Here is a 26697-nt window from a genome sequence, read left to right as displayed (position 1 = left end):
CGTAGCCAGCCGTGCCCATATAATGCGGCACTGCAACATCGGTATCACATCGCCTTGCGGATCGCCTTGGGCTATCGGGGCAGCAGAGTTGATGTGAGGGCGGGGCTATGAGCGCAGGCCAATTCATCGAGGCGCCGGAATTGTCCTCGCATCCGGCGATCCGCCACGCCTTTTTCACCCGGCTCGGCGGCGTTTCGGACGGCCTCTATGCCTCCCTGAACGGCGGCCTCGGCTCCGGCGACAGTCCTGAGGCCGTCGCCGAGAACCGCAGCCGGATGTGCGCCGCCCTCGGCCTGCCCGCCGACCGGCTCGTGAGCCTGTACCAGGTCCATTCGGCGGAAGTCGTCACGGTGGAGGCGCCCTTCCCCATCGATGAGCGCCCGAAGGCCGACGCAATGGTGACGCGGGTGCCGGGTCTGGCGCTCGGCATCGCCACCGCCGATTGCGGTCCCATCCTCTTCGCCGATCCCGACAACCGGGTGATCGGCGCCGCCCATGCCGGGTGGAAGGGCGCCCTGACGGGGGTGATCGGCGCCACGATCGCCGCGATGGAACGGCTCGGAGCGGAACGTTCCTCCATCGTCGCTGTCCTCGGCCCGACGATCAGCCAGGCGAACTACGAAGTCGGGCCGGATTTCATCACCCGCTTCAGGGCGCAAGCCCCCGGCATGGAAGGGTTTCTCGCGCCGGGCGAACGGCCCGACCATGCGCAGTTCGACCTGCCGGGGTTCATCCTCGCGAGGCTGGCGGAGGCCGGGATCGGCGAGGCGACCGCCCTCAACCGCTGCACCTATGCCGAGCCGGATCGCTTCTACAGCTTCCGCCGCACCACCCATCGCGGCGAGCCCGACTATGGCCGCCTCATCTCGGCCATCGCACTGACCCACTGAACGGGCCGAAAAGGGGGTGCGACAATCTGTCGGGGACATCGCCGCAAAAAAAGCGTGGCAGCAATCGAACCTTGACCATTCGGGCGCGTTTAAAGCGTCAAGGTAACGAGGATAAAGGCGGGCCACACAAAGGGGCTGCATAAGCAGCAGGTGGCATCGTCGAGCGACAAGCAACCTCGGAACCGCTGGATCGACCAGTTCGGACCGGCTCAGCCGGACCACCAGTGAGGACCATAACGATGAAACTCTTCCTTCGCGCCACCACCGCTCTCGTCGGGCTCGCCGGCCTGACTGCCGCCGCCTCGGCCGCCGATCTGCCGCGCCGCGCTGCTCCGCCGCCGGTCTTCACCCCGGTTCCGGTCTTCACCTGGACGGGCTTCTACGCCGGTTTCAACGCCGGCTACGGCTTCGACGCCTCGTCCAGCCGCGCCCCGACCGTCGTCGGCGTCTCCCCCGGCAACGCGATCTTCGCCGCCGGCAACGTCCCGACCACCGGCGTCCTCGCCTTCTCCAACCGCAACAACAACGAAGGCTTCGTTGGCGGTGGCCAGATCGGCTACAACTACCAGTTCACCCCGGGTTCGGGTGTGGTCGTCGGTATCGAAGCTGACGCCCAGTACGCCGACTTCGGCGCCCAGCGGAACCGCTTCTCGGCCGCCGCTCCGGCCGGCTCGGCCATCATCCCGGGCACCCTCGTCTACAACCCGAACGGCCTGTCGGGCCTCGACTACTTCGGCACCGTCCGCGGTCGCCTCGGCTACGCCTTCGACCGCACCCTCGTGTACGGCACCGGCGGCTTCGCCTACGGCTCCGGCGGCGGCCGTCAGTTCGGCACCGGCGTGCGCTCCGACGACTTCCAGACCGGCTACGCTGTCGGCGGCGGTGTCGAGTACGCTCTCCCGACCGACTCGTTCCTGAACTTCTTCCGCTCCTCGGCCGTCACGCTGAAGGTCGAAGGCCTGTACGTGAACCTGGACCGCAGCCGCAACGCGGCCGGCGCCTTCGCCACGAACAACTTCGGCCAGACCATCACCACGACCTCCCCGGGCGTGACGCTGATCTCCGGCCCGGCCAACACCCGCGCCTCCACCGAGTTCGCCGTCGTCCGCGCCGGCGTGAACTACAAGTTCGGCTCGTACTAAGCCGAATACCGCCGCAGCCTCACAGCTGCGGCCCCCTCGCGAAGCCCGGCCCCTCGGCCGGGCTTTTTCGCGTCTTACGGCCGGCTCTCGGCGGCATGACAATTTTGCAATGCGCCCCTGACAAAGCGTCACCGCGATCCCATGTCCTGCCCGAGCCGAGCGGTGCGCCGCCGGTCGTGCGCTCGATCCGAGGAGGTTCCGATGAACAGCGAGGAACGCGATATCATCTCCGGCATCTTCCAGCGTCTGCAGCAGGCCGAGAGCCAGCCGCGTGACGCCGATGCCGAGCGGTTCATCGCCGAGAAGCTTCGTGCGCAGCCCTACGCGCCCTACGCGATGGCTCAGCTGATCTACGTGCAGGAAGAGGCGATCAAGAGCCTCAACCAGCAGCTGGAAGAGGCGAAGAGCCAGTCGTCCGCGTCGCAATCCTCGGGCGGCGGCGGTGGCTTCCTGTCGAGCATCTTCGGCGGCAGCGGCAGCGCGCGTCCGCAGGAGCCGCAACAGGGCTATCCGCAGCAGCGTCCCGCCGGTCAGCCCTGGGGCAACCAGCAGCAGCCGGGCTACGCCCCGCAGCAGGGTGGTTATCCCCAGCAAGGCTATCCGCAGCAGGGCGGCTACCCGCAGCAGGGCGGACCGTGGGCGGGCCAGCAGGCTCCGGCCCGTGGCGGCGGCTTCCTCGCCACCGCGCTGCCCATGGCGGCCGGCGCGGCGGGCGGCATGCTCCTCGGCAGCGCCCTGTCGAACGCCTTCGCGGGTGGCCATTCCGCCCTCGGCAGCGCCGCATCGGCGGGGCTCGGCGGCGGCGGTGAGACGGTCGTGAACAATTACTACGGGGACGGCGCCGGAGCCGGCGGCAACGACGACCTCGGCTCGGCCCTCGGCGGCGGCAGCGACAATGCCGGCTTCCAGGATGCCGGCTGGAGCGACCAGGGCGGCGATTTCGGCGGCGACCTGGGCGGCGGCGACGACAGCGACTGGACCTGATCCAACCGCCACGACTTGAGATGACGAGGGCCCGGCTGTTTCCCAGCCGGGCCCTTCTCGTTGGCTACAGCACCTCGACCCGCGTTCCGACGGGCACGCGCTCGTAGAGGTCGATCACATCCTCGTTCATCATACGGATGCAGCCCGAGGAGACGTTGCGGCCGATCGTGTTCGGCTCGTTCGTCCCGTGGATGCGATAGAGCGACGAACCGAGGTAGAGCGCCCGCGCGCCGAGGGGATTGGCCGGGCCGCCGGCCATGTGGCGCGGCAGGTCGGGCCGGCGCGCCAGCATCTCGGCGGGCGGGATCCAATCCGGCCATTCCGCCTTGCGGCTCACCGTCTTCAAACCGCTCCACGAGAAGCCCGGCCGGCCGACACCGATTCCATAGCGGATCGCCTTGTGGCCCGGCTGAACGAGAAACAGGTGCTTCGACGCCGTATCGACGACGATCGTACCCGGACGCTGGCTGCCGTCGAAGGCGACTTCCTGACGGAGGTATTGCGGGTCCATCTCCTGGCTCACCCGGTAATCGGGCGTGGACGCATAGGCAGGATTCGCCACGGGCGGCGCGGCGGAAGCGGTCGGCGCCGCGTAGGGCGCGAAGGACGACTCGCCGTAGGGCGGAACACGGTCCCCCGCGATGATCGCCGCCTGCCGCTGCACCGCTGCGTTCGGACGCGGCCAGTTGCCTCGGACCGGGCTGTCGGCGCGGCCAGTCACCAGATACTCGATCAACCCGCCGCCATAGCCGCCCGTCGGCGCGGCTTCGGCATAACGGGCCTGCTGGGCCGAGGCCGGCCCGCACAAAAGGGCCGCCAGCATTAAACCGGCAACCGACACCACCCTCTCACTGGTCATCGCAGCAACTCCGCAGCGGACGTCTCGTCCTGTGGCGCGGAGGATCGGCTCCCAATCGGCGCAATGCGGTTGATGTTCTTGGTGAACGACTCACCAATCCATCTCCTTCCACGAATGGCAGAATTCAGCGTGAATCAACCGTCAATTGCATGGTCGTGACGGGATTTCGGCCGGCGCGCATCCGTGGACCGGCCACAGGGCCGATCGGATCGCAAAAGGATAGTCGCTCGGTCACGGTCCGCTAATGGTTTTCGGACAAACCTAAGCCTATCGAGCAAGCGCAGGCCGTCAGCCGACCGATGAAGACCAAACGCTACCGTATCGAGCAGAGCCTGGGCCTCGAAATCCAGGCCCCTATTGAACTGACCCAGCCCGGACGCTCGGACGAGATCCTCTCGGCGATCGGCGATCTGCGCCGGATCATGCAGTCGAGCGCCAGCGAGACGGTGGAAGCCTGCCGCAAGGAATTGAACGACGCCCTCGCCATGCGCGGCGAGCTCGATTCCATGAAGGACGCGATCGTCCGCACCAAGTCCGATCTCGCCGCGCTGCATCGCTCCGAGACGCATGGCAAGGGCATGCGCCGGGCGGCGGACGAGCTGGACGCCGTGGTCGAATCGACCGAGCGCGCCACTTCGACGCTGCTGGGCGTGGTCGAGGACGTGGAGAGCCATGCGGCCGTGCTGCGCTCCCTGCAACTGACGCCCGATGCCCGCCCGCATGTGGACGCGATCCTCGACCGGGTCGTCCACGCCTACGAGGCCTGCAACTTCCAGGACCTGACGGGCCAGCGCATCAGCAAGATCGTCCAGGTCATGAAGTTCATCGAGGAACACCTCGACCGCGTCATCGCCGCGTGGTCGGCCCTCGACAGCTTCCGCGACCTCGTGTCCGCCACCACACCGCAGGTGGAGGACGAGGAGCGCGGGCTGCTCAACGGGCCGAAGCTGCCCGACGATCCGGGCCACGTCGATCAGTCGGACATCGACGCGCTGTTCGATTGATCCTCAACTCCGCGATGCGGAGGCGAGAGAAAGCGCCTACATTCGTTGAATGAGCCGCAGAGCCCTCAACGACCTGCCCCCCGACACCTTCGACGATGGCCGCGCCGCCGAAATCGAGGATGCCGACGAGTCGGACGCCACGCTGACGGCCGAGCCCTCCGCCGAAATCGACTTCGATTTCGAGCCGGGGGCGGTGGAAGCCGGCACGGAGGTCATCCGCCGGTTCTGGAACACGCTGCCCGCCTCTCCCGGCGTGTACCGGATGTTCGACCACAAGGGCGACGTCCTCTACGTCGGCAAGGCCAAGAACCTGAAGGCGCGGGTGGGCTCCTATGCGAGGGGCCAAGCGCATTCCAACCGCATCGCGCGGATGATCTCGCAGACGGCGGCGATGGAGTTCGTCACCACCGCCACCGAGACCGAGGCCCTGCTCCTCGAAGCCAATCTCATCAAGCAGCTGAAGCCGCGCTTCAACGTGTTGATGCGGGACGACAAGTCGTTCCCCTACATCCTCGTCACCGAGGATGGACCGGCGCCGCAGATCGTCAAACATCGCGGCGCACGGCGGCGGAAGGGCAATTACTACGGCCCCTTCGCCAGCGTCTGGGCGGTGAACCGCACGGTGAACGCCCTGCAGCGGGCGTTCCTGCTGCGCACCTGCACCGACAGTTATTATGAAAACCGCTCGCGGCCCTGCCTTCTCTTCCAAATCAAGCGCTGCTCCGGCCCGTGCACCGGGGAGATCGGCAAGGAGGATTACGCCGCGATGGCGGATTCCGCCCGCGCCTTCCTCGCCGGCAAGTCGAATGCCGTGAAGGACCGGATGCGCGCCGAGATGCAGGATGCCTCGGAAGCGATGGAATTCGAGCGCGCCGCCCGCTTCCGCGACCGCATCGCCGCCCTCTCGGCCATCCAGGGCGTGCAGGGGGTGAACACGCAGGGCGTGGAGGAGGCCGACGTGTTCGCCCTGGATGAGCAGGGCGGCCAGTTCTGCATCGAGGTGTTCTTCTTCCGAAACTTCCAGAACTGGGGCAACCGCGCCTACTTCCCGAAGGCCGACCGCTCCATGACGGCGGACGAGGTGCTGGGCTCGTTCATCAGCCAGTTCTACGACGACAAGCCCGCCCCCAGGGTGGTGCTGACCAGCCACGTCGTCGAGGATGCGGAACTGGTGGGTGCCGCCCTGTCGAGCCGGGTCGAGTACCGCGTGGAGATACACCGGCCCCTGCGCGGCGAGCGCAAGAACCTCGTGGACTACGCCCAGCGTAACGCGAAGGAGGCGCTGGCCCGCCGTCTCGCGGATACGGCCTCGCAGGGCAAGCTGCTGACGGCGCTGGGGCAGGCGCTGGGCCTCGACAGGGTGCCGCGGCGCGTCGAGGTCTACGACAACTCGCACATCATGGGCACGAACGCGGTCGGCGGGATGATCGTCGCCGGGCCGACCGGGTTCATGAAGCAGTATTACCGCACCTTCAACATCAAGTCGGAGGAGCTGACGCCGGGCGACGATTTCGGGATGATGCGTGAAGTGCTTCAGCGGCGGTTCAAGCGCCTCGTCAAGGAAGCGCCGCGCAACGCGCCGGAGGCGGCTGCCGCCGCTGCGGAGGGCGGCGCTCCCGAGCCGGTGCCGGAGGCCGATGCCATGGATGCCGACGCCTTCCCCGCCTGGCCCGACCTCGTGCTGATCGACGGCGGCAAGGGCCAGTTGGAGGCGGCCCGCGCGGCCATCGCCGCGATCGGCGTCGAGGACGTACCCCTTGTCGGCATCGCCAAGGGGCGGGATCGCGATGCCGGCCGCGAGACGTTCTTCGTGCCGGGAAAGCCGCCGTTCAAGCTGCCGCCCCGCGACCCGACGCTGTATTTCGTCCAGCGCCTGCGCGACGAGGCGCACCGCTTCGCCATCGGCACCCACCGTGCCAAACGCAAACGTGAGTTCACGAAGAACCCGCTTGACGAGATTGCCGGCGTCGGTCCCTCTCGAAAGCGCGCGCTGCTCCACCATTTCGGAACGGTGAAGGCGATCGAGCGTGCGGCCTACGAGGATCTGGCCAAGACTCCCGGCGTCAACGCAGCGACGGCACGCGCCGTCTACGACTTCTTCCATGCCGGCGCCTGAGCCGGGCCACGAGAATGGGGCCGAGCCGTTGACGGGATTGCCGCGCTCTGATTTCACGCCTCCGATGAACGCCGTCCTGCCCCGTCGACGGTCCCAGGCCTGGAATCTGGCGAACTGCCTGACCTACGGGCGGCTCGTCGCCGTGCCGGTGATGGTCGCGCTGCTGTTCTACCCGGACTCGATCACCGCCCGCTCCGTGGCGTTCGTGGTGTTCGTCGCCGCCGCCGTGACCGACTATCTCGACGGCTACGTGGCGCGGACCTACCAGCAGAGTTCGGCCCTCGGGCGGATGCTCGACCCCATTGCCGACAAGCTCCTCGTCTCCGCCTGCCTGCTGATGCTCGCGGCCGACCACACGATCACGGGGTCATCGGTCTGGGCGGCCATCGTCATCCTGTGCCGGGAAGTTCTGGTCTCGGGTCTGCGCGAATATCTCGCCGAGCTGAAGGTCGGCGTGCCGGTGAGCCGGATCGCCAAATGGAAGACCACCGTGCAGTTGATCGCGCTGGGCTTCCTCGTCGCCGGCCCGGCGGGAGAGATCATCCTGCCCGGCACACAGGCCATCGGCCTCGCCCTGCTCTGGCTCGCCGCCGCCCTCACCATCTGGACCGGATGGGATTACATGCGGGCCGGCATCCGCCACGTCATCAACGATCCGCGCTAGGCCGGCATGAAGCTCGTTTATTTCGCCTGGGTGCGCGAGCGCGTCGGCAAGGCCGAGGAAACCCTCACGCCCCCGCCGGAGGTTGTCACCGTATCGGACCTCGCCCGCTGGCTCGCGGGCCGGGGCGAGGAATACGCCTACGCCTTCGAGAACCCGGGAATCGTACGCGCAGCCATCGACCGCGTGCACGCCAAGCCCGACACGCCCATCGCCGGCGCCGGCGAGATCGCCTTTTTCCCCCCGATGACCGGCGGCTGAGGGCTAGCCCGCCGCAACGAGAGAGACATCGCGAATGTCGAACGACGCGCGGATCATCGAGACACTGGCGGGCGTGACCACCGCCACCATCACCACCATTCTGCTGAAGAAGGGCCTGCGCAACGTCTGGCTGCGCGGTACGCGGCCCCTGCGGCCGGACCAGCCGCGTCTCGTCGGCCGGGCCTTCACCCTCCGCTTCGTGCCCGCGCGCGAAGACCTCGCGACACCGGAATCTTGGTCGTCGCCCACCTCGACCCGCGCCGCAATCGAGGCGATGCCGGAGGGCTGCATCGCCGTGGTCGATGCCATGGGCGTGACCGATGCGGGCATCTTCGGCGACATCCTCTGCGCCCGCATGGCGAAGAAGGGCGTCGCCGCCCTCGTGACGGACGGGGTGGTCCGCGACCTCGCGGGCGTCCTCGGCACCGGCCTGCCGGTGTGGTGCCAGGGCGGTGCGGCGCCACCCTCGGTGGCGGGCCTCACCTTCGTGGCCTGGCAGCAGCCCATCGCCTGCGGCGGCGTCGCGGTGTTCCCCGACGACATCATCGTGGCCGACGCGGACGGCGCCGTGCTGATCCCCGCCGCCCTGATCGAGACGGTGCTCGAACTCGCCCCGGAGCAGGAGCGCTTCGAGGGCTGGATCATGGACGAGGTCAACCGGGGCGCGGCCCTGCCCGGCCTCTACCCGCCGAACGCCGAGAACAAGGCGCGCTACGAGGCGTCGAAAAAGTAGCGCTACGCAAGCTCGGCGAGGAGTTCGCCGAGCCGGGCCTTCTCCCGCTCCGGCGTGAACAATGGCGCCCGCGCCGCGCAGGCGGACTCGAGGGCGGCCAGGAAACCAGGCTCGGCCTCGGCCCGGTGGAGCAGCTGGGCGAGCGCGGCGGTGTCGCTTGTCGGGTAGTAGCCCGGGTAATCCTCGCCGAGCAGGCCGACCGAGCCGTCGATCCGCGACGCCAGGACCGGCAGGCCGGAAACCAGGGCTTCCGAGATGACGTTCGCCCCGCCCTCCATGATCGAGGACAGCACCATCAGCCGGGCGCGGGCCATCAGCCGCCGCACGCGCGCCGCCGGGAGATCACCGAGCCAGACATAGCGCGGATTGTCCCGCATCTCGTCTCTGGCGGTCGCGGCCCAGGCGGGATCATGCGCCCCGCCGAGATGCACGATTCGGATTCGCGAGTCCGGCGGCAGACGCCGCGAGGCCAGGGCGGCGCGGAACGGATCCTTCTCCGTCCGCAGATGCCCGACGACGAGCACTTCGAACGCGTCCGGGATGGGCATCGTCCGCTCGGCTCGGCCACGCGCCGATTGGTGGATCACCCGCAGCTTCGCGCGAAAGCGCTCCGGCAGCGCTTCCGCGACCTTGTCATGCAGGCCGACGAGCCGGTCCGCGAGATCGAGGGAGCGCAGGGTCGGCGCGGGGTCGGCGTCGAGGAAGTGGTAGAGATCGGTCCCGGTCAGAACGACCACGACCGGCTTGCCTGGGTGATCCGCGTGGTATCGCGCCACGGCATCGGCGCTACGCCACGCATGAAGCGCGATCAACGCATCGAACTTGCCCTCGGGCGCGGGGTTGATCGCAACCTCGTGACCGAGTTCCCTCAGGAAGCCGGCCCACCGCGTCGCCGTGGCACGGTTTCCCGTTCGGCGCGTGGCGGCTTGGGGTGTCGCGATGGCGATGCGCATGTCAGGTCGGGACCGAGCCGAAGATGGGGGAGCAGGAATGACCGCACGGGACACCGATCTGATGGCCCCCCTGCGCGACGCCCGCGCTCGGACCCTCGCCCTGCTCGATGGTCTCGACGACGAGGCGCTGATGGGACCGCGCCTGTCGATCGTGAACCCGCTCCTGTGGGAGATCGGCCATCTGGCGTGGTTCCATGAGCACTTCGTCCTGCGCGGGCTCGACGGGCGATCACCCCTGCGGGCCGATGCCGATTCTCTCTATGATTCGGCTGCCGTCCCCCATGCAACGCGCTGGGACCTGCCTCTGCCCAGCCTCAGCGACACGCTCGCGTATATGGAGCAAGTCCAGGACGCGCTGGGCACGCGCCTCGCCGGGCGGGACCCCACGCCGGAGGAGGCCTACCTCTATCGGCTGGTCGGTCTTCACGAGGATATGCACGCCGAGGCCTTCACCTACACCCGCCAGACGCTCGGCCAGCCTCGCCCCGCCATCGGAGCCCCCTCCCCCGAGGAGGCCGGCCCCCTGCCGGGCGACGTCGAGGTCGGCGGCGGCATCCTGCGGCTCGGCGCGGAGCGAGACGCGAGCCGCTTCGTCTTCGACAACGAAAAATGGGCGCATCCAATCGAGATCGCCCCGTTCCGCATCGCCCGCGCGCCCGTGACCAACACCGAATTCGCAGCCTTCGTCGAGGATGGCGGCTATCGCGAGACACGCTTCTGGGACGAGGACGGGCGGGCGTGGCTCGCCCGGTCGGAGGCGGCGCATCCGGTCTACTGGCGCCGGGGCGCGGAGGGATGGGAAGTTCAGGAGTTCGACAACTTCGCGCCGCTGAAGCCGCACCGGCCGGTGATCCACGTGAACTGGCACGAGGCGCGGGCGTGGTGCCGCTGGGCCGAGCGCCGCCTGCCGACCGAGGCGGAATGGGAAGCGGCGGCGATCGCGGCGCGCGCTCCGGATGGAAGTCTCGCGGCGACGAAACGCACCTATCCCTGGGGTGAAGCCGCCCCGGATCGCATCCTGGCGAATCTCGACGGCCTGCGGCTCGGCACCGTCGATGTCGCCGGCCACCCGGAAGGCGACAGCCCGTGGGGCTGTCGGCAGATGATCGGCAATGTGTGGGAATGGACGGAGAGTGCCTTCCTCCCCTTCCCCGGCTTCGCGCCGGACGCGTATCGCGAGTATTCCGAACCGTCCTTCGGCACCCGGAAGGTGTTGCGGGGCGGGGCCTGGGCCACCCGCGCCCGCATGGTGACGGGGATGTACCGCAATTTCTTCGGCCCGGAGCGGCGGGACGTGTTCGCCGGCTTCCGGACCGTCGCCCTGTAGGACGCTTAGCGCAGCAGCTGCAGGATGCCCTGCTGGGCGGTGTTGGCCAGCGACAGGGCGGAGATGCCGAGCGACTGCCGGGTCGAGAGGGCCTGCGAATTCGCCGCTTCCTCGTTGAGGTCGGCGTTCGTCAGGTTCGACGAGCCCGTATCGAGCACGTTGATCAGGTTCTTCGTGAAGTCCTGGCGGTTCTGCACGACCGAGAGGTTCGAGCCGAAGGTCGAGGAGTCAGACCGCAGCTGGTTGGAGGCCTTGGTGAGGCCGGTCAGCGTCGAGTTGATGTCGTTGTTCAACAGGAAGTTGCCCTGGCCGCTGACCGTGGTGCCCGAGGAGGTGCCGGTGATCGCCTGAAGACCGAGGCCGTTCGACGTCTCGTCCAAGGATTGGACGATCAGGCTGGAATTGCCCTTCGGGTTGAAGTTGATCGTCAGGTTGTTGTTCGTGCCCTTGCCGGCGATCAGGTTGACGCCGTTGTAGCTTGCGTCGGTGGCGAGCTGGTCGATCTGCGTGAGCAGGCTGTTGTACTGGTTCGCCAGCGCCGAACGGGCGGTGACGCCGTTGACCACGAGGTCCGAGCTTTGGGCCGCGGCGGTGGTGCCGCCGTAGGTGACGGGCGTGCCGCTGCCGGTCGCGAAGCCGAGCTTGGACTGATCCGTCGTGCTGCCGAACTCGACGTCCGCGCTGGCGTTGATCACGATCTTGGTGCCGGTCGTATCCTTGGAGAAGCTGCCGGCCCCGACCACGCCGTTCAGGGCGGTGATCGTCTGGTCGATCGAGGCGGCGGTCGGCAGCGTCACCGAGGTGGAGGAGCCGTTCACGAACAGGTTGATCGTCGAGGTGGCCGTCGTGTTCACGACGGAATAGGCGGTCGACGCCGTCCCGGTGGTGGTGATCTGCGTCGCCAGGGCTTGGTTCGCCACGGACTTCGCCTGATCCACCAGCTTCTGGATCGAGGTGATGCCCTGGTTGGCGGCCTGGATCGTCTGGATGCCGTTCGAAATGCCGTCGAGCAGGCTCGACAGGTCGCCGGACCGCTGGTCGAGGGACTGCGAGGTGAAGAACGTCACCGGATTGTCGAGGGCCGAAGAGACCTTCTTGCCGGTGGAGAGGCGGTTCTGCGTGGTCGCCTGGAGGGCGGCGGTGTCCTGCAGCGAGAGAAGGTTCTGACGGGTTGCGGCGGTGAGCGTGATTTCGGACGACATAGACGTGACCCCGATCGATGGAAGCGCGAGCTATCCACGCGTTATCCAGATCAAATCACAAACATGCTTTCCGGAACGTTAAAACGTCTTCGCGAAGATCAATGCTGATCGTTCCTTCCAGGGACATACATCACAAATGGAAACGGCCGGCGCAATGCGCCGGCCGTTTCGTCGTCGGTTCCGGTTCCGGCGCTAGGCTTAGCGCAGGAGCTGGAGGATGCCCTGCTGGGCGGTGTTCGCCAGCGAGAGGGCCGAGATGCCGAGCGACTGGCGGGTCGAGAGGGCCTGGGAGTTGGCCGCTTCCTCGTTGAGGTCGGCGTTCGTCAGGTTCGCGGAGCCCGTGTCGAGCACGTTGATGAGGTTCTTGGTGAAGTCTTGACGGTTCTGCACGACCGTGAGGTTCGAGCCGAAGGTCGAGGAGTCTGTCCGCAGCTGGGTGGAAGCCGTGGTCAGCTTGTTCAGCGTGCTGTTGATGTCGTTGTTGAGCAGGAAGTTGCCCTGGCCGACCGTGCCACCAAGCGATTTGCTGGTGATCGCGCTCAGGCTGAGGCCGCTCGAGGTCTCGTCGGTCGCCGTGACCACGAGGTTCGAGTTACCCTTCGGATTGAAGTTGATCGTCAGGTTGTTGTTCGTGCCCTTGCCGCCGATCAGGTTCGTTCCGTTGTAGCTCGAGTCACTGGCGAGCTGATCGATCTGGGTCAGCAAGCTGTTGTACTGCGAAGCCAGGCTGGAGCGGGCCGAAACGCCGGAGACGGTGAGATCCGAGCTCTGCGCGACGGCGCTGGTGGCACCATAAGCCGTCGTGCTGCCGGAGCCGGTCGCGAACCCGAGGTTGGTCTGGTCCGTGGCGGCGGAGAACTCGACGTCCGAGCTCGCGTTCAGAACGAGCTTGGTGCCGGTGGAGTCCTTCGAGAAGCTGCCCGCGCCGACTGCGGTGTTGAGCGCCGTGACCGCCTGGTCGATCGTGGCGTTGGCCGGGATCGTCGCGGAGGTCGAGGTGCCGTTCACGAACAGGTTGATCGTGGTGGCGGCGGTCGGAGTCGTGAAGGCCGTGGAAGCGGTGCCGGTGGTGGTGATCTGGGTCGAGAGCGCCTGGTTGGCGACCGACTTGGCCTGGTCCACCAGCTTCTGGATCGAGGTGATGCCCTGGTTGGCCGCCTGGATCGCCTGCACGCCGTTGGAAATGCCGTCGAGCAGGCTCGACAGATCGCCCGACCGCTGGTCGAGGGACTGCGAGGTGAAGAACGTCACCGGGTTGTCGAGGGCCGAGGAGACCTTCTTGCCGGTGGCGAGGCGGTTCTGGGTCGTGGCCGTCAGCGACGCGGTGTCCTGCAGGGAGAGCAGGTTCTGGCGGGTGGCGGCGGTGAGGGTGATGCCGGACATGACGTAGTTTCCATTCTGGGTAGTGCACCTCCTTTTTGGAGGCGAGCGGACATTCGGCCCCGCCGACTTTCGACTGTCTTAAAAAGTTTGTCTGCTTTTGTTCCGAGCGGCTGTTCAGTCAATCTCGGTTAATGACAAGTAAAAACTCCGCCTCGGCGCCGATCGCGTGCACGGTTAGCGCATCGTTAACGTGGTCGGACTACCACAAGGGGCCTGCGAAGGAGGCTCCACCATGCCGTTGAAAATCGAGCTGAAGCCGGACGAGCGGCTGATCATCGGCAACGCCGCGATCCGCAACGGGCCACGCCGGTCGACTTTCGTCATCGAGACCAACACGAAATTCCTGCGCGAGAGCGACATCATCACAGAATCGGAAGCCGATACCCCGTGCAAGCGGATCTATTTCGCCCTGACGCTGATGTATCTCGCCGACGATCCCACGCTCGCGGAGAACAGCTTCGTGTTGCAGGCGAACGACCTGATGGAAGCGGCGCCGAGCACGCGGCCCTACATCGCCGCGATCTACGAACAGGTGCAGGGCGGCGACCTGTATCGCGCCCTGAAGCGGGGCAAGGATCTTCTCGCCTACGAGGACCAGCTGCGCAGCCTTCTGGCGGAGAAGGAAGCGCCCGCCGACGCGTCCTGAGGGCCGTCCTCGCCGTTGCACGCGAAAGCGAAGCAATCTCAGAGTGCGGGACCTGACCGGATGCGGCGCGCCCCTGGATGGCTTCGCTGCACTCGCAAAAACGGGGGACACGGCACGAGCCGAGTTCCCCCGAGGATATGACAGCCTCTCGGTCGGCGCCTCAGCGCCCGGCGAGCCCGGCCGCGAGGTTGAGGTTGATCGTGATGACCGGCGTCAGCTTCTCCGGGGCCGGATCGACCATGGTGTCGACCATGTGCCGGAAGACGAACACCGCGAGCTTCGTGACGCCCTGCTTCACATCGGCGGGAAGCTCGTTGGCCGGGTCCGTCACGGAGGTCGCGAGGATCGTCCAGACCTTCTGATTGAAGTTCAGCGCGGCCACCAACTCGCCGGACTGGTTGGCCCAGTCGTCGCGGACCATCTGCAAGCGTTGTGCGGCCTTCGTCAGCACCGCCGACTCCGCCTCTCGGGCGGTCAGGACGCTGCGCGAGGTCTTGGCGTAGGCATTGGCAGCGTAGCTCATCGCATTCCCTGGTTTGCGCGGCGCTGTGGTTCAGGCGGGCGAACCGCGTTCTCGCGCAAGACCAGTTAAGAGCCGGTGAGTCCCAATCCCGAAGTCTGAACTCGGTTAGCAGCGGGTGGCCGCAAACTGAGATTCACGGTGCCTCCCCGTGGGATGGTACTGAAAAACGCTCACACCAATCACAGATCGCTGACGCCAAGGCCGAATGCACCGCCAGCGTGCAACCGCCGAATGCCGGGCGCAGTACCCGTCATGTCCCTGAGATCATTCACGAACTCTCAAGCTTCCCGCCCCATGCTCGGTCCTGGGTCGAATTGGCGAGATCGGTGTCCTCTGCCATCTTGCAGCCGACATATCGCGCGAGAAGTTGGACAGGCCGCAGATCGAGACCCGACGGGTCGTAGCGCGTATGTTGAACTTTACCCTTGGCGCCGTTGCCGGTGCTCTGATCGCCGGTATCCTGACGATCACCGCAGCGCGCCAGCCCGAATTCCAGGCGAAGCTCGGTCTGGTCGCAGCGCCGTTGCCGATTACCCCGGCGGCTGCGTCCGGTCGGCCACCGGAGCTGCAATGCCGCCCGGATGCGGGCACGGCCGCTTCGGGCCAGACGGTTCAGGACATCCTGTTCAACCGGCAGCGGTTCTGGTCGGTCACCCCGTGAGGCGCCGATGCCCCCGGACGACCGGGGGCCGTGTCGTGCTCAGAGCGCGACGAGGAGCAGAACGAGGGCCGAGGCAGCGACCATCGAGCTGACGAAACCGCACAGGGCGGCGACGAAGGACGGACCGTTCGCGACGGCGACATCGGTGTGGCTCGTGGCGTTGGACATGGTCGAACAAGCTCCCCGGCGGCGCTCAAGCCGTCCGTTGCATCTGATTGTTGGAGAATGGTCTGTCCCGCTGTGCGCGGGCGCACGAATTCAGCGAATGCTGCCTATCATCAATCGCAGCGGTTAATCTTCTTTGCGATGCGCAGCTGCCGCAGTTCTCCCCGCAAATCAATGGCGATCACGCCTTCGCCACAATCGTCGAAGGCGTCACGGGCATCGTTGTAGCGATCGCCGATCTCATCGAGGGTGTCGCAGACCCGATCGTGGTCGCCGAGCCGCATGTCCTGGCGGACCTGGAAGCGCAGGGCTGCGGCTTCATCGACCTTTTTTCGCGCCTCGATGCAGGCGGGAACCGCCAGAGCCGAGGTCGCAACGACGGAACCGGCGATCACGCCGAAGAGGCAGGCTGAAAGACGGGTTCGCAGGTTTTGCATGGCTTCGACTGTTGCTGAACGTAAACGATTAACCAAGTGACGAATGCTTCCGCAGATCTAAGCTGCGTTCGTGTTCTGCCGGCTTCAACTGCGAAGCTGCCGGAACGGTTCCTCACGTCGACGGCCGCGCTTTGCGGCGGCGGGAGGAAAGGATGGCCGCGAGGTCGACTGGGGCGAAACCCATGGGATCGACGCCGACATCGTATTGCTTCGGCATCGGCGAGAGCTTGCCATGGCTATGGCCGTGGAGGTTCAGGGCTCCGCGCCCGATGCCGTTCCACGTCCTGAAGGCGTAATGGCACAGGACCAGGGCGCGCCCCTCGACCGCGATTTCCGCATAGCTTCGCACCGAGGCCCAGCCCGACGCAGCGAGCGTCGCCGGGCCATCGTTGTTGCCGGCGATGAGGTGCTTGTCGCCGTTGAGCCGGCCGAGGATCTCCGCGATCCGATGCGGCGGCGGCCCGAGGGCGAAGTCGCCGAGGTGCCAGACCGTATCGCCCGGCGCGACCGCCTCGTTCCAGGCGGCGATCAATCCCTCGTCATGTGCATCAAGATCGGGGAACGGCCTGTGGTCGAAGCGCAATGCGCGGGGATCGCCGAAATGCGTATCGGCGGTGAAATGGATCCTCACACGAGCCTCCCCCGTGGCGGCGCGCGGCACGGTATCCCTGACGCCCCGGCCGCACTACCTTGCCGCTACGTCCAAGCCTCCCGAGGAGGCAACCGATCCGCGATGGAGCCTCGCCGATGACCGACAGCCCGCGCCTCACGAGCCTCGCCCACGGGGGAGGCTGCGGCTGCAAGCTCGACCCGGAGGTCCTGCGCACGCTCCTCGCGGACCAGCCCGCCGCCGGCCGGTTCGAACAACTCCTCGTCGGCAACGAAACCGCCGACGACGCCGCCGTCTGGGAGCAGGAGGATGGCACCTGCATCATCGCCACCACGGACTTCTTCACGCCGATGGTCGATGACCCCGCCGATTTCGGGCGCATCGCCGCGACGAACGCCATTTCGGACGTCTACGCCATGGGGGGACGCCCGATCTTCGCGCTGGCGATCCTCGGGATGCCGGTGGGCAAGATCGCGCCGGAGGTCGTCGCCAAAATCCTGCGCGGAGGCGCGGAGAAATGCGGCGAGGCCGGCATTCCCGTGGCGGGCGGCCATTCCATCGACACGCCGGAGCCGATCTATGGGCTCGCCGTGATCGGCACCTGCCGCCGCGAGGCCGTGCGGCGCAACGCCGATGCGCAGGCCAGCGACGTGCTGATCCTCACCAAGCCCCTCGGAGTTGGCGTCTATTCCGCCGCCATCAAGCGCGAGAGCCTGCCGGAGGCCGGCTACCGCGACTTCATCGCGACGACGACCCTCCTCAACCGGGTGGGCACGGACCTCGCCGCCGACCCGGCGGTGCACGCGCTCACCGACGTGACCGGCTTCGGCATCCTCGGCCACGGCCTCGAACTGGCCCGTGGCGCGGGGCTCACCCTGGTTCTCGACGCGGACAGGCTGCCCCTCCTGCCGCTGGCGGAAGACTTCGCACGGGAGGGCTACGTCACCGGCGCCTCGCACCGGAACTGGACGGCCTTCGGCGGCAACGTCGATCTGCCCGACGATCTGCCGGATTGGCGCCGCCACCTCCTCACGGACCCGCAGACTTCGGGCGGCCTGCTCGTCTCGTGCAGCGCCGACAGCGCATCTGCGATCCTCGAGCGCATCCGCGCGGCGGGCTGCCCGGCCGCTGCGATCATCGGCCGGATGGAGCACGGCACGGCCCGAATCCGTGTTGCGACGTGAGGTCCGAATTCACGGCCGGACAGAATATCTTCACGACTGAGTGATATATAGGGTTCGAAATCCGCGCTTTACTATGATCGCTCGGCCGCTGGCCATTACGATCCGGCGCGGCGAAGATCGGCACCGGCCTTGCTGTGGTTCACCCCCTGCTCGGCCGTTGCGAGCGAATGGCAAACCGGATTTGTCGGGATCCAACACAGTTTCGCCTCCGGCATGCGGCGTCACGGGCTGGCCCTTCGGCGTCGCCCCGGATGGCCCCGGCCGCCCGGCGTTTCTGCCGGATGGGCAGCCGTGGCCGCCGATCCGGGTGCTGATCCCGAAGGAAGCCTCGGCCGAATTGCTGGCCTCCCTCGCGCACCAGGACTATCCGGAGCATCGCATCGAGACGTTCACGCCGGATGCGCTGTCGAATTCGCACGTGGCGACGATCATCCTGCGCGACGGCGACATGCTGGCGCCCGGAGCGCTGACGGCGCTCGCCCTCGACATGTCGCTCAGCGGTGCCTCGGCGGTGGCGGGGCTGCGCGTGCTTTATGCCGACCGGGTGCTCGGCCTCGACATCCCCAACCCTGATGCCTCGCTCGATGACGCGGACGGGATCCTCTGGGCGCCGCGCGCCCCATTCGCGTGGAGCGCCCTTCCGCGCGACGCCAAGCGGCGGATCGGCCGCCCCGTTCTCCTCCGGCGAGGACAGGCGCCTGAGATCGGCAAGACCCTCTCCATCGTTTCGGTGACGGGTACCGGCACGGTCGGCGGGGCCGGCGTCGCCCATCGCCGCCTGTCCGAGGCGCTGGCCCTCGCGCACCACCGGGTGACGGAAGAAGTCCTCAGCACGCGGCCAGCGGCCGCCGAATGGACCGACCGCTTCCCCGAGGCCGAGGCGCGCATCGCGAGCGCTCGGCCCGACTTCGTGCTCGTCGGCAACGTCCATGGGGCGACCCGCAGCCTCGACGTGGTGGGACGTCTCGCGAGCCAGATCCCGACCGCCTTGGTCCTGCACGACCTCTTCGCCCTCACGGGCCGATGCTGCCATCCGCGCGACTGCACCCGCGCCGATACCGGTTGCGATGCCACCTGCCCGACCCCGGACGAATATCCGCCGCTCGCGCCCCGGCGCATCGCCGGTATGCATGCCCGCAAGCGCGCCGTGCTCGCCGCCCCGGACGGCCCGGTGCTGCTCGCCAATTCCGGCTGGACGCAGGCGCGCAGCGATGCGCTGGCGCCCGCCACGGCGGTGACGCGGCCAGTCAGCCTCGCCTTTCCCACCGGGATCTTCCGCCCCGGCGACAAGCCTTCCCTTCGGCGTCGCCTCGGCCTGCCCGAGGACGACGTGCTGATCCTCGTTTCCTCGGTGATCGTCGACGGGCCGGACAAGGGCTTCACCGATTTGCGCGACGCCCTGCGCGCGGTGGCGCGGCCGGGCGTCGGAATCGTCGCCATCGGCCGCCTGGACGATCCGGGCAAGTTCGGCATCGCGAACCTGTTCGCGCCGGGCCTGATCGCCAGCGAGGACGAATTGGCCGCATGGTACGGCGCCTGCGACCTCCACGTCACCGCGAGCCGGCACGAGACTCTGGGCCAGACGCCGATCGAGGCCGGCCTGTGCGGCGTGCCGACGCTGGCCTACCGCACGTCGGGCCTCACCACCTCGGTGATCGACGGGGTTTCCGGCTGGCTCGTGGACATGCGTCCCGGCGCTCTGGCGCAGGCGCTCGCCGAACTCGTCTCGGACGGCGCCGCGCGACGGGCGCTCGGCGCCTTCGCGCGGATCGCCCTCGAAAGCCGTTTCAGTCCGGCCGCCGCCGCGCTGTCGCTCGATGCGGTGCTGCGTGAGCGCGGGCTGATCGCGGAGGGGCCGGCGCGGATGGCGTTCAGTCCGGCGATGTTCGGCCATTTCCCCTTCGCCGCCGAGCGCGCCCGCGGCGCCGAGGGCACGGTGCAGGCTCCGTCCTCGCCGATTGTCAGGCGGCTGCGGCGGACGAAGCAGGCCGTGCTGGGCCGGCGGATGCCGCTGTTCGTGCGCCGCTGCCTCTACCTGGCCAGCGCCCTGCGACGGAGGGCGGTGTGATGCACGGCTCCCTCACGCGGCGGCAGCGGATCTACATCGACCGGACGCATCTGCGTGGGCGCGTCACCGGCATCGAACGCGTCACGATGGACCTGTTCTCGGCCGATGCCCTGGCGCCGCACGATCTGCATTCGGTGACGAGCCGATCGATTCCGGGGATGATCGCCGCTCAGCAGATCGGCCTCCCGCTCCGCGCCCTGCGCGACCCGCAGGCGCTGTTCCTCTTCCCCGGCTTCCCGCCGGCGCCGCTCTGCGCGCCGGCCGCCGCGCGCTGCCTGCTCTACATCCACGACACGTTCCTCCTCAGCCGCCCCGAGGATCTGAGCCTGCGCAGCCGGCTCTATCTCAGCCCCGCCTTTGCCCTCGCCATGCGATGGGGCCGCAACCTGTTCGTGAACAGCCGCACCACGGGCGAGGATCTGCGCCGATACTGCTCGCCGAAGGCCGGCGTGTTCCTGCTCCGGCCTCCGGTGCGCGACGTGTTCAGCCTAGCCAGGCGCGTCGGCCCGGGCCCACGCCGACCGAGCGATCCGCTGCGGCTCCTGGCCATCGGCACGGTCGAGCCGCGCAAGAACTACCCCGCCTCGCTGGCCGTGGTGGAGGCCTTGAACAGCATCGGCATCCCGGCCGAACTGCACATCGTCGGCCGCCCCGGCTGGGGGAAGCACGCCTTCCTCGATGCGCCGCCGGCCTACCTGCACCTGCACGGCTATCTGCCGGATTCCGACCTCCTGGCGCTGGCCGAGACCTGCCACGCCCTGCTCTCGACGTCGAAGGCCGAAGGTCTCGGCCTGCCGCTGCTCGAAGTGCAGCACGGCGGCATCCCCGTGATCGCCCCCGACGCCCCCGTCTTCCGCGAAGTGCTGGGCACGTCGGGTCTGCTGATCCGGCCGGACGATGCGGAGCGCAGCGCGCGCGCCATCGCCGCCTGGATCGACACGCGCGCATTCCACGAGGGCGCCCAGGCGGCCCGGGACAATGTCGGACGCTGGAACGACTTGGCCGCGCGGGACGCGAGCCGGTTCCTGGCGCTCCTCGACGGCGATCCCCACGCCTACGACGCCCCGGATTCCATGATCCCATGAACGCCCGCCTGCCAGCGACGTCACGGCGCTTGGCAGAGGAGCGGGTGGGGGTAAGACTGGCCTTTGCCGTATACGGCGCGGTATGCCGCTTGCGACATCGGTCTTGAGTAAGTCGTTTTGGTCGTTCAACTGTCTAGAAATGGGACGCGGTGTTCCTGATCAAGACAGACCTGCGACAGGACGGACAGTCAAGGAGCGAGGCGTATGTTCGACTTCTCGACACGCATCAGCGGTGAGCCGGTGCGTATGGTGCTGCCGGAGATGGGCGCGCGCACGGATGCGCGCACCATCGCACGGCGGCTGTGGCGCGGTTCGGCCTTCATCATCCTCGGCGGCCTCATCATGGTCGCCGCCGCCGTGGTGGTGCTCGGCCTGATCCCGCCGAGCTACACGTCGAACATCCAGGTGCTGGTCGATCCGACCGACCTGCGTGTCGTCGAGAACGACGTGAACGCCCGCGCCCCCCAGGCGGATAGCGGCGTCTCCATCGCCGAGAGCCAGGTGCGCGTCATCCAGTCGGACAACGTGCTGCGCCGGGTCGTCGAGAAACTGCATCTCGACCAGGATGAGGAATTCGTCCGCCCCGAGGCGAGCAACCCGTTCATCTATTGGCTGCGCAGCGTCATGGGCACGCTTCCGCCGGATGTGAGCCGCGATCCGGTGAACATCGCCCTCGATACGCTGCAGCGGAACGTCGTCGTCCGCCGCCCGGAACGCACCTTCGTCATCGACGTGGCGGTGCAGTCGCGTGATCCGGCCAAGGCCGCGAAGATCGCCAACGCCATCGGCGACGCCTACTTCGCCGAGGAAACCGCCGCCCGAATGGATTCGGCCAAGCGCGCCTCCGATGCGCTGGCCTCGCGCCTCGCCAACCTGAAGCGCGATGTCGAGGACGCCGAGCGGCAGGTGGTGCGCTATCGCGAGGAGCACCGTCTCGTCGCGTCGAGCGGTCGCCTCCTCACCGATCAGCAGCTTGGTGACCTGAACCAGCAGCTCGTCGGTTCCTCGATCAAGACCGCCGAGTCGAAGTCCCGCCTGGAACAGGCGCGGAAGATGCGCACCTCTGACCCGAGCACCGCCCTGCCGGAGATGCTGCAATCGCTCGAGATGCAGGCCCTGCGGCAGCAATACGCCACCCTGTCCCGTAACACGGCCGAACTCGCGACCCGCCTCGGCGAGCGCCACCCGGCCATGGCCGAGCAATACGCCCAGCAGCGCGATCTGCAGCGCCTGATCCAGCGGGAGAAGGAGCGCATCATCGACACGCTCCAGAAGGATTACGACCGCGCCGCCGCCAGCGAGGCCGCGATCCGCTCCAACCTCGACCGGGTGAAGACCGAAACCACGGTCAGCGACCGGGCCTATGTCGGCCTGCGCGAGCTGGAGCGGACGCTCGAAGCCCGCAAGGGCGTGTACGAGGCCTATCTCCGCCGCTCCCGCGAGGCGAGCGAGCAGGAGCGGCTGAACACCACCAACGTGCGCATCATCTCGGTGGCGACGCCGGCCCTGCAGCGGACCTTCCCGCCCTCGCCGAAAATCGTGCTGCCGGTGGCGCTGCTGCTCGGCCTCGCCATGGGTGCGGGCATCGCCCTCCTCCTCGGCGCCGATGCCGACCGCCGCCGCTCCCTGCGCCAGGCGGGTCAGCCGGTCGGCCGCAGCTTCCGGGCCGCCGACGCCTGACAGCGACGAAACCGGGGCGTCCCGCGCCCCGGTCCTTCCGTTACGGGCGAGGCTCGAACAGATCCGGCCTGCGGATCTGCAGCGCGAAGAGCAGCACCAGGGTCTTCATGTCGCTGAGCGCTCCCCGCGACACCATGGCGGAGAGCTCGGCGAGCGGAATCTCATGCACCGTGACCGCCTCGCTTTCGTCGGCGAGGCCGCCCCCGGGACCGATCCGGTCCGCCTCGGAATAGGCCGCCAGGAACAGGTCGATCCGCTCCGTTGAGATGCCCGGCATCGACCATGCGCTCGCCACGAGATCGAGCGCACCGAGGCGCAGCCCGGTTTCCTCACTCGCTTCCCGCCTCGCCGCTTCGTCGGGCGCCTCGTCCTCGAGTAGGCCGGCGGGGCTTTCCATGATGCTCTCGGGACCGCCCGCGCAAAGCAACGGTGCCCGCAACTGCGAGACCAGGGTCGCGACCCGTCGTTCGGGATCGTAGGGAAGCACGGAGACGGCCCTGCCGTGATCCTCGACCTCGCGGCTGATGCGCGTCCCGTCGGACTGGATCACTTCCGCCACGAGAAACCGCGCCCAACCGTCGTGGACGACGCGCACGCCGCCGATGTGTGCTGGCATTCTGTCTGTCCGCTCCGTGTCCGTCGAGGAGCAAGCGGATCGATCAAGAATGCGGCGGTATCGCGAAGGCGGTGATGGTGAAGCGCAATTCGGCGCCGTCCCGCTCGGCGCCGGCGAGTTGCCAGCCCTCCTCACGGACGAGGTTCGGGATGTCGATCGCCGCCATCGGGTCGGTGCAGAGCACCACCAGCGTCGCACCGGCCGGGAGGGTTTGCAGCGCCTTGCGGGTGCGCAGGACCGGCAGGGGGCATTTCAGCCCGGCGAGGTCGAGGATCGTCTCTTCGGGTCCGCTCAAACGAAACTCCCCGCCCCGGAGCGAACCGGAGCGGGGAGTCCTACTCAACCGCCGGATGGCTTACCAGCCGTAGTAGCCGCCATAGCCGCCGCCGTAGCCATAGGCCGGAGCGTAGCCGTAGGCGGGCGCATAGCCGTAGGAGCGGACGGGGGCGTAGCCGTAGCCATAGGCCGGGGCGTAGCCGTAATCGTAGCCATAGCCGTAGCGCGGGGCGGCGCTGGCGGCGATGGCGCCGCCGATCAGGCCGAGGGCGGCGCCGGCCGCGAGGGCGCCGGCGGCGCGACCGCCATAGCCGCGACGGTAGCCACGGCCGTAGCCGTAGCCGTAACCGCGGTAGCGCACGTGATCGACAGTGGCATTCTCGCCGGCGACCTTGACGGCGGTCTGAGCCGGGAGCGGGGCCGCCTCGGCAGCGGTAAGCGAGCCGGCGACCAGCGCCAGCGACGTGACGGAGCCGACGGCGAAGGTAGCGATGCGGGACATGGCTGGATCCTTCAGTTGAACGTGTCCGCACCCAGAACAGCGTTCACCGCCAAGTCGTTCCACCTGAAATGACGCGGGGAGGCGCGAGGCTCGTGATCTGGATTAGAAAACGCACTCCATAAAGGACGGATCGACTGACGATTCCCAGCGGGATTCGTAAGCGTCCAGGAGATCTTGTGCGCGCGTGCGTCCGGCAGCGACGATCATCTCCAAAGGCTGGAGATAGCCTGTCTCGTCGTTGCCACCGGCATCGCGCCTGGCGCGGGCCTTGAGGCCGGCGCGGGCGATGGCCAAGGCCTCGGCGGCGACCTCCCCGAGGGTCCGGGTGCCGACCGGGGTCGCGAGCCCGAGGCGGGGCGCGGTGGCCCGGGCCGCTTCCCGCTGCGAGGCGGTCCAGCCCTTCACGAGGTCGAGGGCGGCGTCGAGGGCGCCTTCGTCGTAGAGGAGGCCGGTCCAGAACGCGGCCTGCGCGGCGATCATGCCCGCATCGCCCACATCGGCGCCGCGCATTTCGAGGAAGCGTTTCAGGCGCACCTCCGGGAAGGCGGTGGAGGCGTGGTTCGCCCAATCCGAAACCGTGGCGCGCTCGCCCGGCAGATGCGGCAGGCGGCCCTCCATCAGGTCGCGGAACGAGGCGCCGGACACGTCGTGATAGGTGTCGCCGCGCTTCACGAAATACATCGGCATGTCGAGGAGCCAGTCGGCATAGGCCTCGTAGCCGAAGCCCTGCTCGAAGGCGAAGGGCAGCATTCCGGTGCGGTCGGCATCCGTGTCGCGCCAGATCTCGGAGCGGCGGGAGAGGAAGCCGTTCGGCCGCCCGTCGGTGAAGGGCGAGTTGGCGAACAGCGCCGTCGCCACCGGCTGGAGCGCGAGGGAGGCGCGCATCTTGCGCGCCATGTCGGCCTCGGAACTGAAATCGAGATTCACCTGCACGGTGGCCGTGCGCAGCATCATGTCGAGGCCGAGGCTGCCGACCTTCGGCATATAGCCGGCCATGATCTTGTAGCGGCTCTTCGGCATGACGGGCGTTTCGTCCCGTCGCCATTTCGGGCTCATGCCGAGGGTGAGAAAGCCGATGCCCAGGGGTTCGGCGACCCGCTTCACCGCATCGAGATGGGTGGCGAGTTCCGCCGCCGTGGCGTGCACGTCCGGCAGGGCCGCGCCGGAGAGTTCGAACTGACCGCCGGGCTCGATGGAGATCGCCCCGCCCTCGCTGGCGGCGAGCCCGATGACGGCGCCCCGGTCCGTGATCGGCTCCCAGCCGGTGTCGCGGCCGAGCCCGACGAGCAGCGCGCCGATCCCCGTCTCGCCGTCGTAGGGCACGGGGCGGTGGTCGGCCGTGTAGAAGGGTATCTTCTCGTGCTCGGTGCCGATGGCGAATCGCTCGCGCGGTTTCTCGCCGGCGGCGAACCACTCGATCAGTTCGGCGCGCGTCGTCAGCGGCGTGGTGTCATCGGAGTCGCGCGCCATGCGCTGCCCACCCAGGAATCGTGATCCGTTCGGATGGCGGCGCGCCGGTCGCCCGGTCGTCCCGCCCGGTTAAAACCCCGTCCCGAGAACGGGACTTTGGACGGGCTCCCGCCGTCCGCACGGATGTTCCGCGCGGCCGGCGTCCTTGCACGCACATAGTCGAGAGCGGACGGAGGGACAACGCGGCGAAACCTGCATCCCAAGCGCGGCTTTGGGCGGCAACGGGCCTATCCCTGCGCCAGCGTCGCGGCATGTGCGCCCGCACACGCCGTTCCGAAGCTCACCGGCAATCGCCCAGAACCGCCTGGACCAGCGCCAGAACCGCCACCGCCGCCGTATCCGCCCGCAGGATGCGCGGCCCGAGGGACAACGCCACGGTGTTGGGCCGGGCACGGATCGCCGCTCGTTCCTCGTCCGAGAAGCCGCCCTCCGGCCCGACCAGCACGGCGAGCGGCGGCGGCTTCGCCGCATCAGCGGCCTTCGACAACGCCTCCACAGGGTCGGAGATGGGCGCATCCTCGTCGCAGAAGACGAGGAGCCGCCCTGTGTCCAGTCCGGCCAGGGCCTCGTTCAGCCTGAGCGGCGGGGCGAGTTCGGGAATCGCCAGGATGCCGCATTGCTCGGCGGCCTCGATGGCGTTGGCCCGAAGCCTGTCGACGTTCACGCGGTCGCCCTGGGTGAAGCGGGTGATGACCGGGCGGATGAGCCCCGCCCCCATCTCCACCGCCTTCTGGGCCAGATAGTCGAGCCGGGCGCTCTTCAGCGGCGCGAAGAGATAATGCAGGTCGGCGGGGGGACCCTGCGGGCGCGTCTGCGCCACGCAATGGAGGTCCCCGTCCTTGCGCCCCGTGGCGACGAGGCGGGCGTGCCACTCGCCATCGCGCCCATTGAAGACCAGGACGGGGTCGTCCTCCCCGCGCCGCAGCACGTTGATGAGGTAATTCGCCTGCGCCCGTTCGAGCGGCAGGACGGTGCCCGTTGCGAGGGGCTTCTCCACGAACAGGCGGGGTGCTTTGAAGTCGTAGGCCGGCATGGCCGGGTGGTCGCGCGGGCTCGCGCGGGAGTCAACGCAGGGGCGCCTCGGCCATGGCGTCAGGCCGGTGTTGCGGGCTTGCGACAGGTGGATGATTTCGCATTCTTCCCCAAGGTCTCCCCCTACGCCTCATGGGAGAAGCACCCTGCCGCTCGATTGACGCCACATTCCTATGGCGAAGGCGGTGGTAACGATCTCGAAACGCTTTGCGGGACGAGGCTGCGAG

The 26697-nt window shown here is 68.1% G+C and carries 28 protein-coding genes; 15 read left to right on the top strand and 13 right to left on the bottom strand.

What is annotated here, in order from left to right:
- Positions 1–107: 107 nt before the first annotated feature.
- The 3 genes from pgeF (at position 108) to ACS5Q7_RS08415 (ending at position 3016) form a co-directional block, all read left to right on the top strand.
- The gene (gene pgeF, locus ACS5Q7_RS08425) at positions 108–890 is read left to right on the top strand and encodes a peptidoglycan editing factor PgeF (RefSeq protein ID WP_478338874.1); all 783 of its coding nucleotides are present in this window, start codon (positions 108–110) and stop codon (positions 888–890) included.
- Between the two features lie 239 nt (positions 891–1129).
- On the top strand, positions 1130–2032 hold the full coding sequence (locus ACS5Q7_RS08420; protein WP_478338873.1) for an outer membrane protein: 903 nt from the start codon (positions 1130–1132) through the stop codon (positions 2030–2032).
- 201 nt (positions 2033–2233) lie between these two features.
- The gene (locus tag ACS5Q7_RS08415) at positions 2234–3016 is read left to right on the top strand and encodes a DUF2076 domain-containing protein (RefSeq protein WP_478338872.1); all 783 of its coding nucleotides are present in this window, start codon (positions 2234–2236) and stop codon (positions 3014–3016) included.
- A gap of 64 nt (positions 3017–3080) precedes the next feature.
- Here the strand turns inward: ACS5Q7_RS08415 and ACS5Q7_RS08410 are convergent, their stop codons facing one another.
- A complete protein-coding gene (locus ACS5Q7_RS08410; RefSeq protein WP_478338871.1) occupies positions 3081–3875 on the bottom strand; it encodes a L,D-transpeptidase in 795 nt (264 codons plus the stop codon).
- A 299-nt stretch (positions 3876–4174) separates the two neighbouring features.
- Between ACS5Q7_RS08410 and ACS5Q7_RS08405 the strand changes: the two genes are divergently transcribed.
- The 5 genes from ACS5Q7_RS08405 to ACS5Q7_RS08385 all read left to right on the top strand — a co-directional run bounded on the left by ACS5Q7_RS08405 (position 4175) and on the right by ACS5Q7_RS08385 (position 8650).
- Positions 4175–4879 carry a protein phosphatase CheZ gene (locus ACS5Q7_RS08405; protein ID WP_478338870.1) on the top strand — a complete coding sequence of 235 codons (705 nt, stop codon included), beginning with the start codon at positions 4175–4177 and terminating at the stop codon, positions 4877–4879.
- Positions 4880–4928: 49 nt separating this feature from the next.
- Positions 4929–6995 (top strand): excinuclease ABC subunit UvrC, encoded by a 2067-nt coding sequence (gene uvrC, locus ACS5Q7_RS08400; protein WP_478338869.1) that lies wholly within the window; start codon positions 4929–4931, stop codon positions 6993–6995.
- 64 nt (positions 6996–7059) lie between these two features.
- On the top strand, positions 7060–7659 hold the full coding sequence (gene pgsA / locus ACS5Q7_RS08395) for a CDP-diacylglycerol--glycerol-3-phosphate 3-phosphatidyltransferase (RefSeq protein WP_478338868.1): 600 nt from the start codon (positions 7060–7062) through the stop codon (positions 7657–7659).
- Positions 7660–7665: 6 nt separating this feature from the next.
- Positions 7666–7917, top strand: coding sequence for a molybdopterin converting factor subunit 1 (gene moaD / locus ACS5Q7_RS08390; protein WP_478338867.1), 252 nt, complete (start codon positions 7666–7668; stop codon positions 7915–7917).
- A gap of 34 nt (positions 7918–7951) precedes the next feature.
- Positions 7952–8650, top strand: coding sequence for a ribonuclease activity regulator RraA (locus ACS5Q7_RS08385; protein ID WP_478338866.1), 699 nt, complete (start codon positions 7952–7954; stop codon positions 8648–8650).
- Positions 8651–8652: 2 nt separating this feature from the next.
- Here ACS5Q7_RS08385 and senB read toward each other — a convergent pair whose 3' ends face one another.
- Positions 8653–9603: a selenoneine biosynthesis selenosugar synthase SenB gene (gene senB / locus ACS5Q7_RS08380; RefSeq protein WP_478338865.1), complete on the bottom strand. Its 951-nt coding sequence runs from the start codon at positions 9601–9603 to the stop codon at positions 8653–8655.
- Between the two features lie 37 nt (positions 9604–9640).
- Here senB and senA point away from each other — a divergent pair, with 37 nt between their 5' ends.
- Entirely contained in the window at positions 9641–10930 is a 1290-nt protein-coding gene (senA, locus tag ACS5Q7_RS08375) for a selenoneine synthase SenA (protein WP_478338864.1), read from the top strand.
- A gap of 5 nt (positions 10931–10935) precedes the next feature.
- Here the strand turns inward: senA and ACS5Q7_RS08370 are convergent, their stop codons facing one another.
- Together ACS5Q7_RS08370 and ACS5Q7_RS08365 are read right to left on the bottom strand one after the other, a co-directional pair.
- Positions 10936–12132 carry a flagellin N-terminal helical domain-containing protein gene (locus ACS5Q7_RS08370; RefSeq protein ID WP_478338863.1) on the bottom strand — a complete coding sequence of 399 codons (1197 nt, stop codon included), beginning with the start codon at positions 12130–12132 and terminating at the stop codon, positions 10936–10938.
- Positions 12133–12330: 198 nt separating this feature from the next.
- Complete coding sequence (locus tag ACS5Q7_RS08365) at positions 12331–13515, bottom strand: flagellin N-terminal helical domain-containing protein (RefSeq protein WP_478338862.1); 1185 nt, start codon at positions 13513–13515, stop codon at positions 12331–12333.
- 232 nt (positions 13516–13747) lie between these two features.
- On the opposite strand from ACS5Q7_RS08365, the gene ACS5Q7_RS08360 reads away from it, so the two are divergent.
- Complete coding sequence (locus ACS5Q7_RS08360) at positions 13748–14161, top strand: flagellar biosynthesis repressor FlbT (RefSeq protein WP_478338861.1); 414 nt, start codon at positions 13748–13750, stop codon at positions 14159–14161.
- A 160-nt stretch (positions 14162–14321) separates the two neighbouring features.
- Here ACS5Q7_RS08360 and flaF read toward each other — a convergent pair whose 3' ends face one another.
- Positions 14322–14684 (bottom strand): flagellar biosynthesis regulator FlaF, encoded by a 363-nt coding sequence (gene flaF / locus ACS5Q7_RS08355; protein ID WP_478338860.1) that lies wholly within the window; start codon positions 14682–14684, stop codon positions 14322–14324.
- A 409-nt stretch (positions 14685–15093) separates the two neighbouring features.
- Here flaF and ACS5Q7_RS08350 point away from each other — a divergent pair, with 409 nt between their 5' ends.
- The gene (locus tag ACS5Q7_RS08350; protein ID WP_478338859.1) at positions 15094–15345 is read left to right on the top strand and encodes a hypothetical protein; all 252 of its coding nucleotides are present in this window, start codon (positions 15094–15096) and stop codon (positions 15343–15345) included.
- Between the two features lie 39 nt (positions 15346–15384).
- On the opposite strand, the gene ACS5Q7_RS08345 is transcribed toward ACS5Q7_RS08350, so the two are convergent.
- The 3 genes from ACS5Q7_RS08345 to ACS5Q7_RS08335 all read right to left on the bottom strand — a co-directional run bounded on the left by ACS5Q7_RS08345 (position 15385) and on the right by ACS5Q7_RS08335 (position 16578).
- On the bottom strand, positions 15385–15513 hold the full coding sequence (locus ACS5Q7_RS08345; protein WP_478338858.1) for a hypothetical protein: 129 nt from the start codon (positions 15511–15513) through the stop codon (positions 15385–15387).
- 110 nt (positions 15514–15623) lie between these two features.
- Complete coding sequence (locus tag ACS5Q7_RS08340; protein WP_478338857.1) at positions 15624–15947, bottom strand: hypothetical protein; 324 nt, start codon at positions 15945–15947, stop codon at positions 15624–15626.
- Positions 15948–16059: 112 nt separating this feature from the next.
- On the bottom strand, positions 16060–16578 hold the full coding sequence (locus ACS5Q7_RS08335; RefSeq protein WP_478338856.1) for a metallophosphoesterase family protein: 519 nt from the start codon (positions 16576–16578) through the stop codon (positions 16060–16062).
- A gap of 116 nt (positions 16579–16694) precedes the next feature.
- Here ACS5Q7_RS08335 and selD point away from each other — a divergent pair, with 116 nt between their 5' ends.
- The 4 genes from selD (at position 16695) to ACS5Q7_RS08315 (ending at position 22574) form a co-directional block, all read left to right on the top strand.
- Complete coding sequence (gene selD, locus ACS5Q7_RS08330; RefSeq protein WP_478338855.1) at positions 16695–17741, top strand: selenide, water dikinase SelD; 1047 nt, start codon at positions 16695–16697, stop codon at positions 17739–17741.
- Positions 17742–18048: 307 nt separating this feature from the next.
- Positions 18049–19809: a glycosyltransferase gene (locus ACS5Q7_RS08325; RefSeq protein WP_478338854.1), complete on the top strand. Its 1761-nt coding sequence runs from the start codon at positions 18049–18051 to the stop codon at positions 19807–19809.
- Positions 19809–20894: a glycosyltransferase gene (locus ACS5Q7_RS08320; RefSeq protein ID WP_478338853.1), complete on the top strand. Its 1086-nt coding sequence runs from the start codon at positions 19809–19811 to the stop codon at positions 20892–20894. The genes ACS5Q7_RS08325 and ACS5Q7_RS08320 overlap by 1 nt, the downstream gene beginning before the upstream one ends.
- Positions 20895–21098: 204 nt before the next feature.
- Positions 21099–22574 (top strand): GumC family protein, encoded by a 1476-nt coding sequence (locus tag ACS5Q7_RS08315; RefSeq protein WP_478338852.1) that lies wholly within the window; start codon positions 21099–21101, stop codon positions 22572–22574.
- Between the two features lie 40 nt (positions 22575–22614).
- Here ACS5Q7_RS08315 and ACS5Q7_RS08310 read toward each other — a convergent pair whose 3' ends face one another.
- From ACS5Q7_RS08310 to ACS5Q7_RS08290, 5 genes are all read right to left on the bottom strand, one after another.
- Positions 22615–23190: an NUDIX domain-containing protein gene (locus ACS5Q7_RS08310; protein WP_478338851.1), complete on the bottom strand. Its 576-nt coding sequence runs from the start codon at positions 23188–23190 to the stop codon at positions 22615–22617.
- Between the two features lie 43 nt (positions 23191–23233).
- Positions 23234–23485: a sulfurtransferase TusA family protein gene (locus ACS5Q7_RS08305; protein WP_478338850.1), complete on the bottom strand. Its 252-nt coding sequence runs from the start codon at positions 23483–23485 to the stop codon at positions 23234–23236.
- A 60-nt stretch (positions 23486–23545) separates the two neighbouring features.
- Positions 23546–23968, bottom strand: a complete 423-nt coding sequence (locus ACS5Q7_RS08300; RefSeq protein ID WP_478338849.1) for a hypothetical protein — start codon at positions 23966–23968, stop codon at positions 23546–23548.
- A gap of 102 nt (positions 23969–24070) precedes the next feature.
- The gene (locus ACS5Q7_RS08295) at positions 24071–25438 is read right to left on the bottom strand and encodes a glutamate--cysteine ligase (RefSeq protein WP_478338848.1); all 1368 of its coding nucleotides are present in this window, start codon (positions 25436–25438) and stop codon (positions 24071–24073) included.
- A 280-nt stretch (positions 25439–25718) separates the two neighbouring features.
- Positions 25719–26471, bottom strand: coding sequence for a 16S rRNA (uracil(1498)-N(3))-methyltransferase (locus ACS5Q7_RS08290; RefSeq protein ID WP_478338847.1), 753 nt, complete (start codon positions 26469–26471; stop codon positions 25719–25721).
- Positions 26472–26697: the final 226 nt, after the last annotated feature.

The organism is Methylobacterium sp. Gmos3, from assembly GCF_056430985.1.
This window is presented reverse-complemented; position numbering and strand designations above follow the sequence as displayed.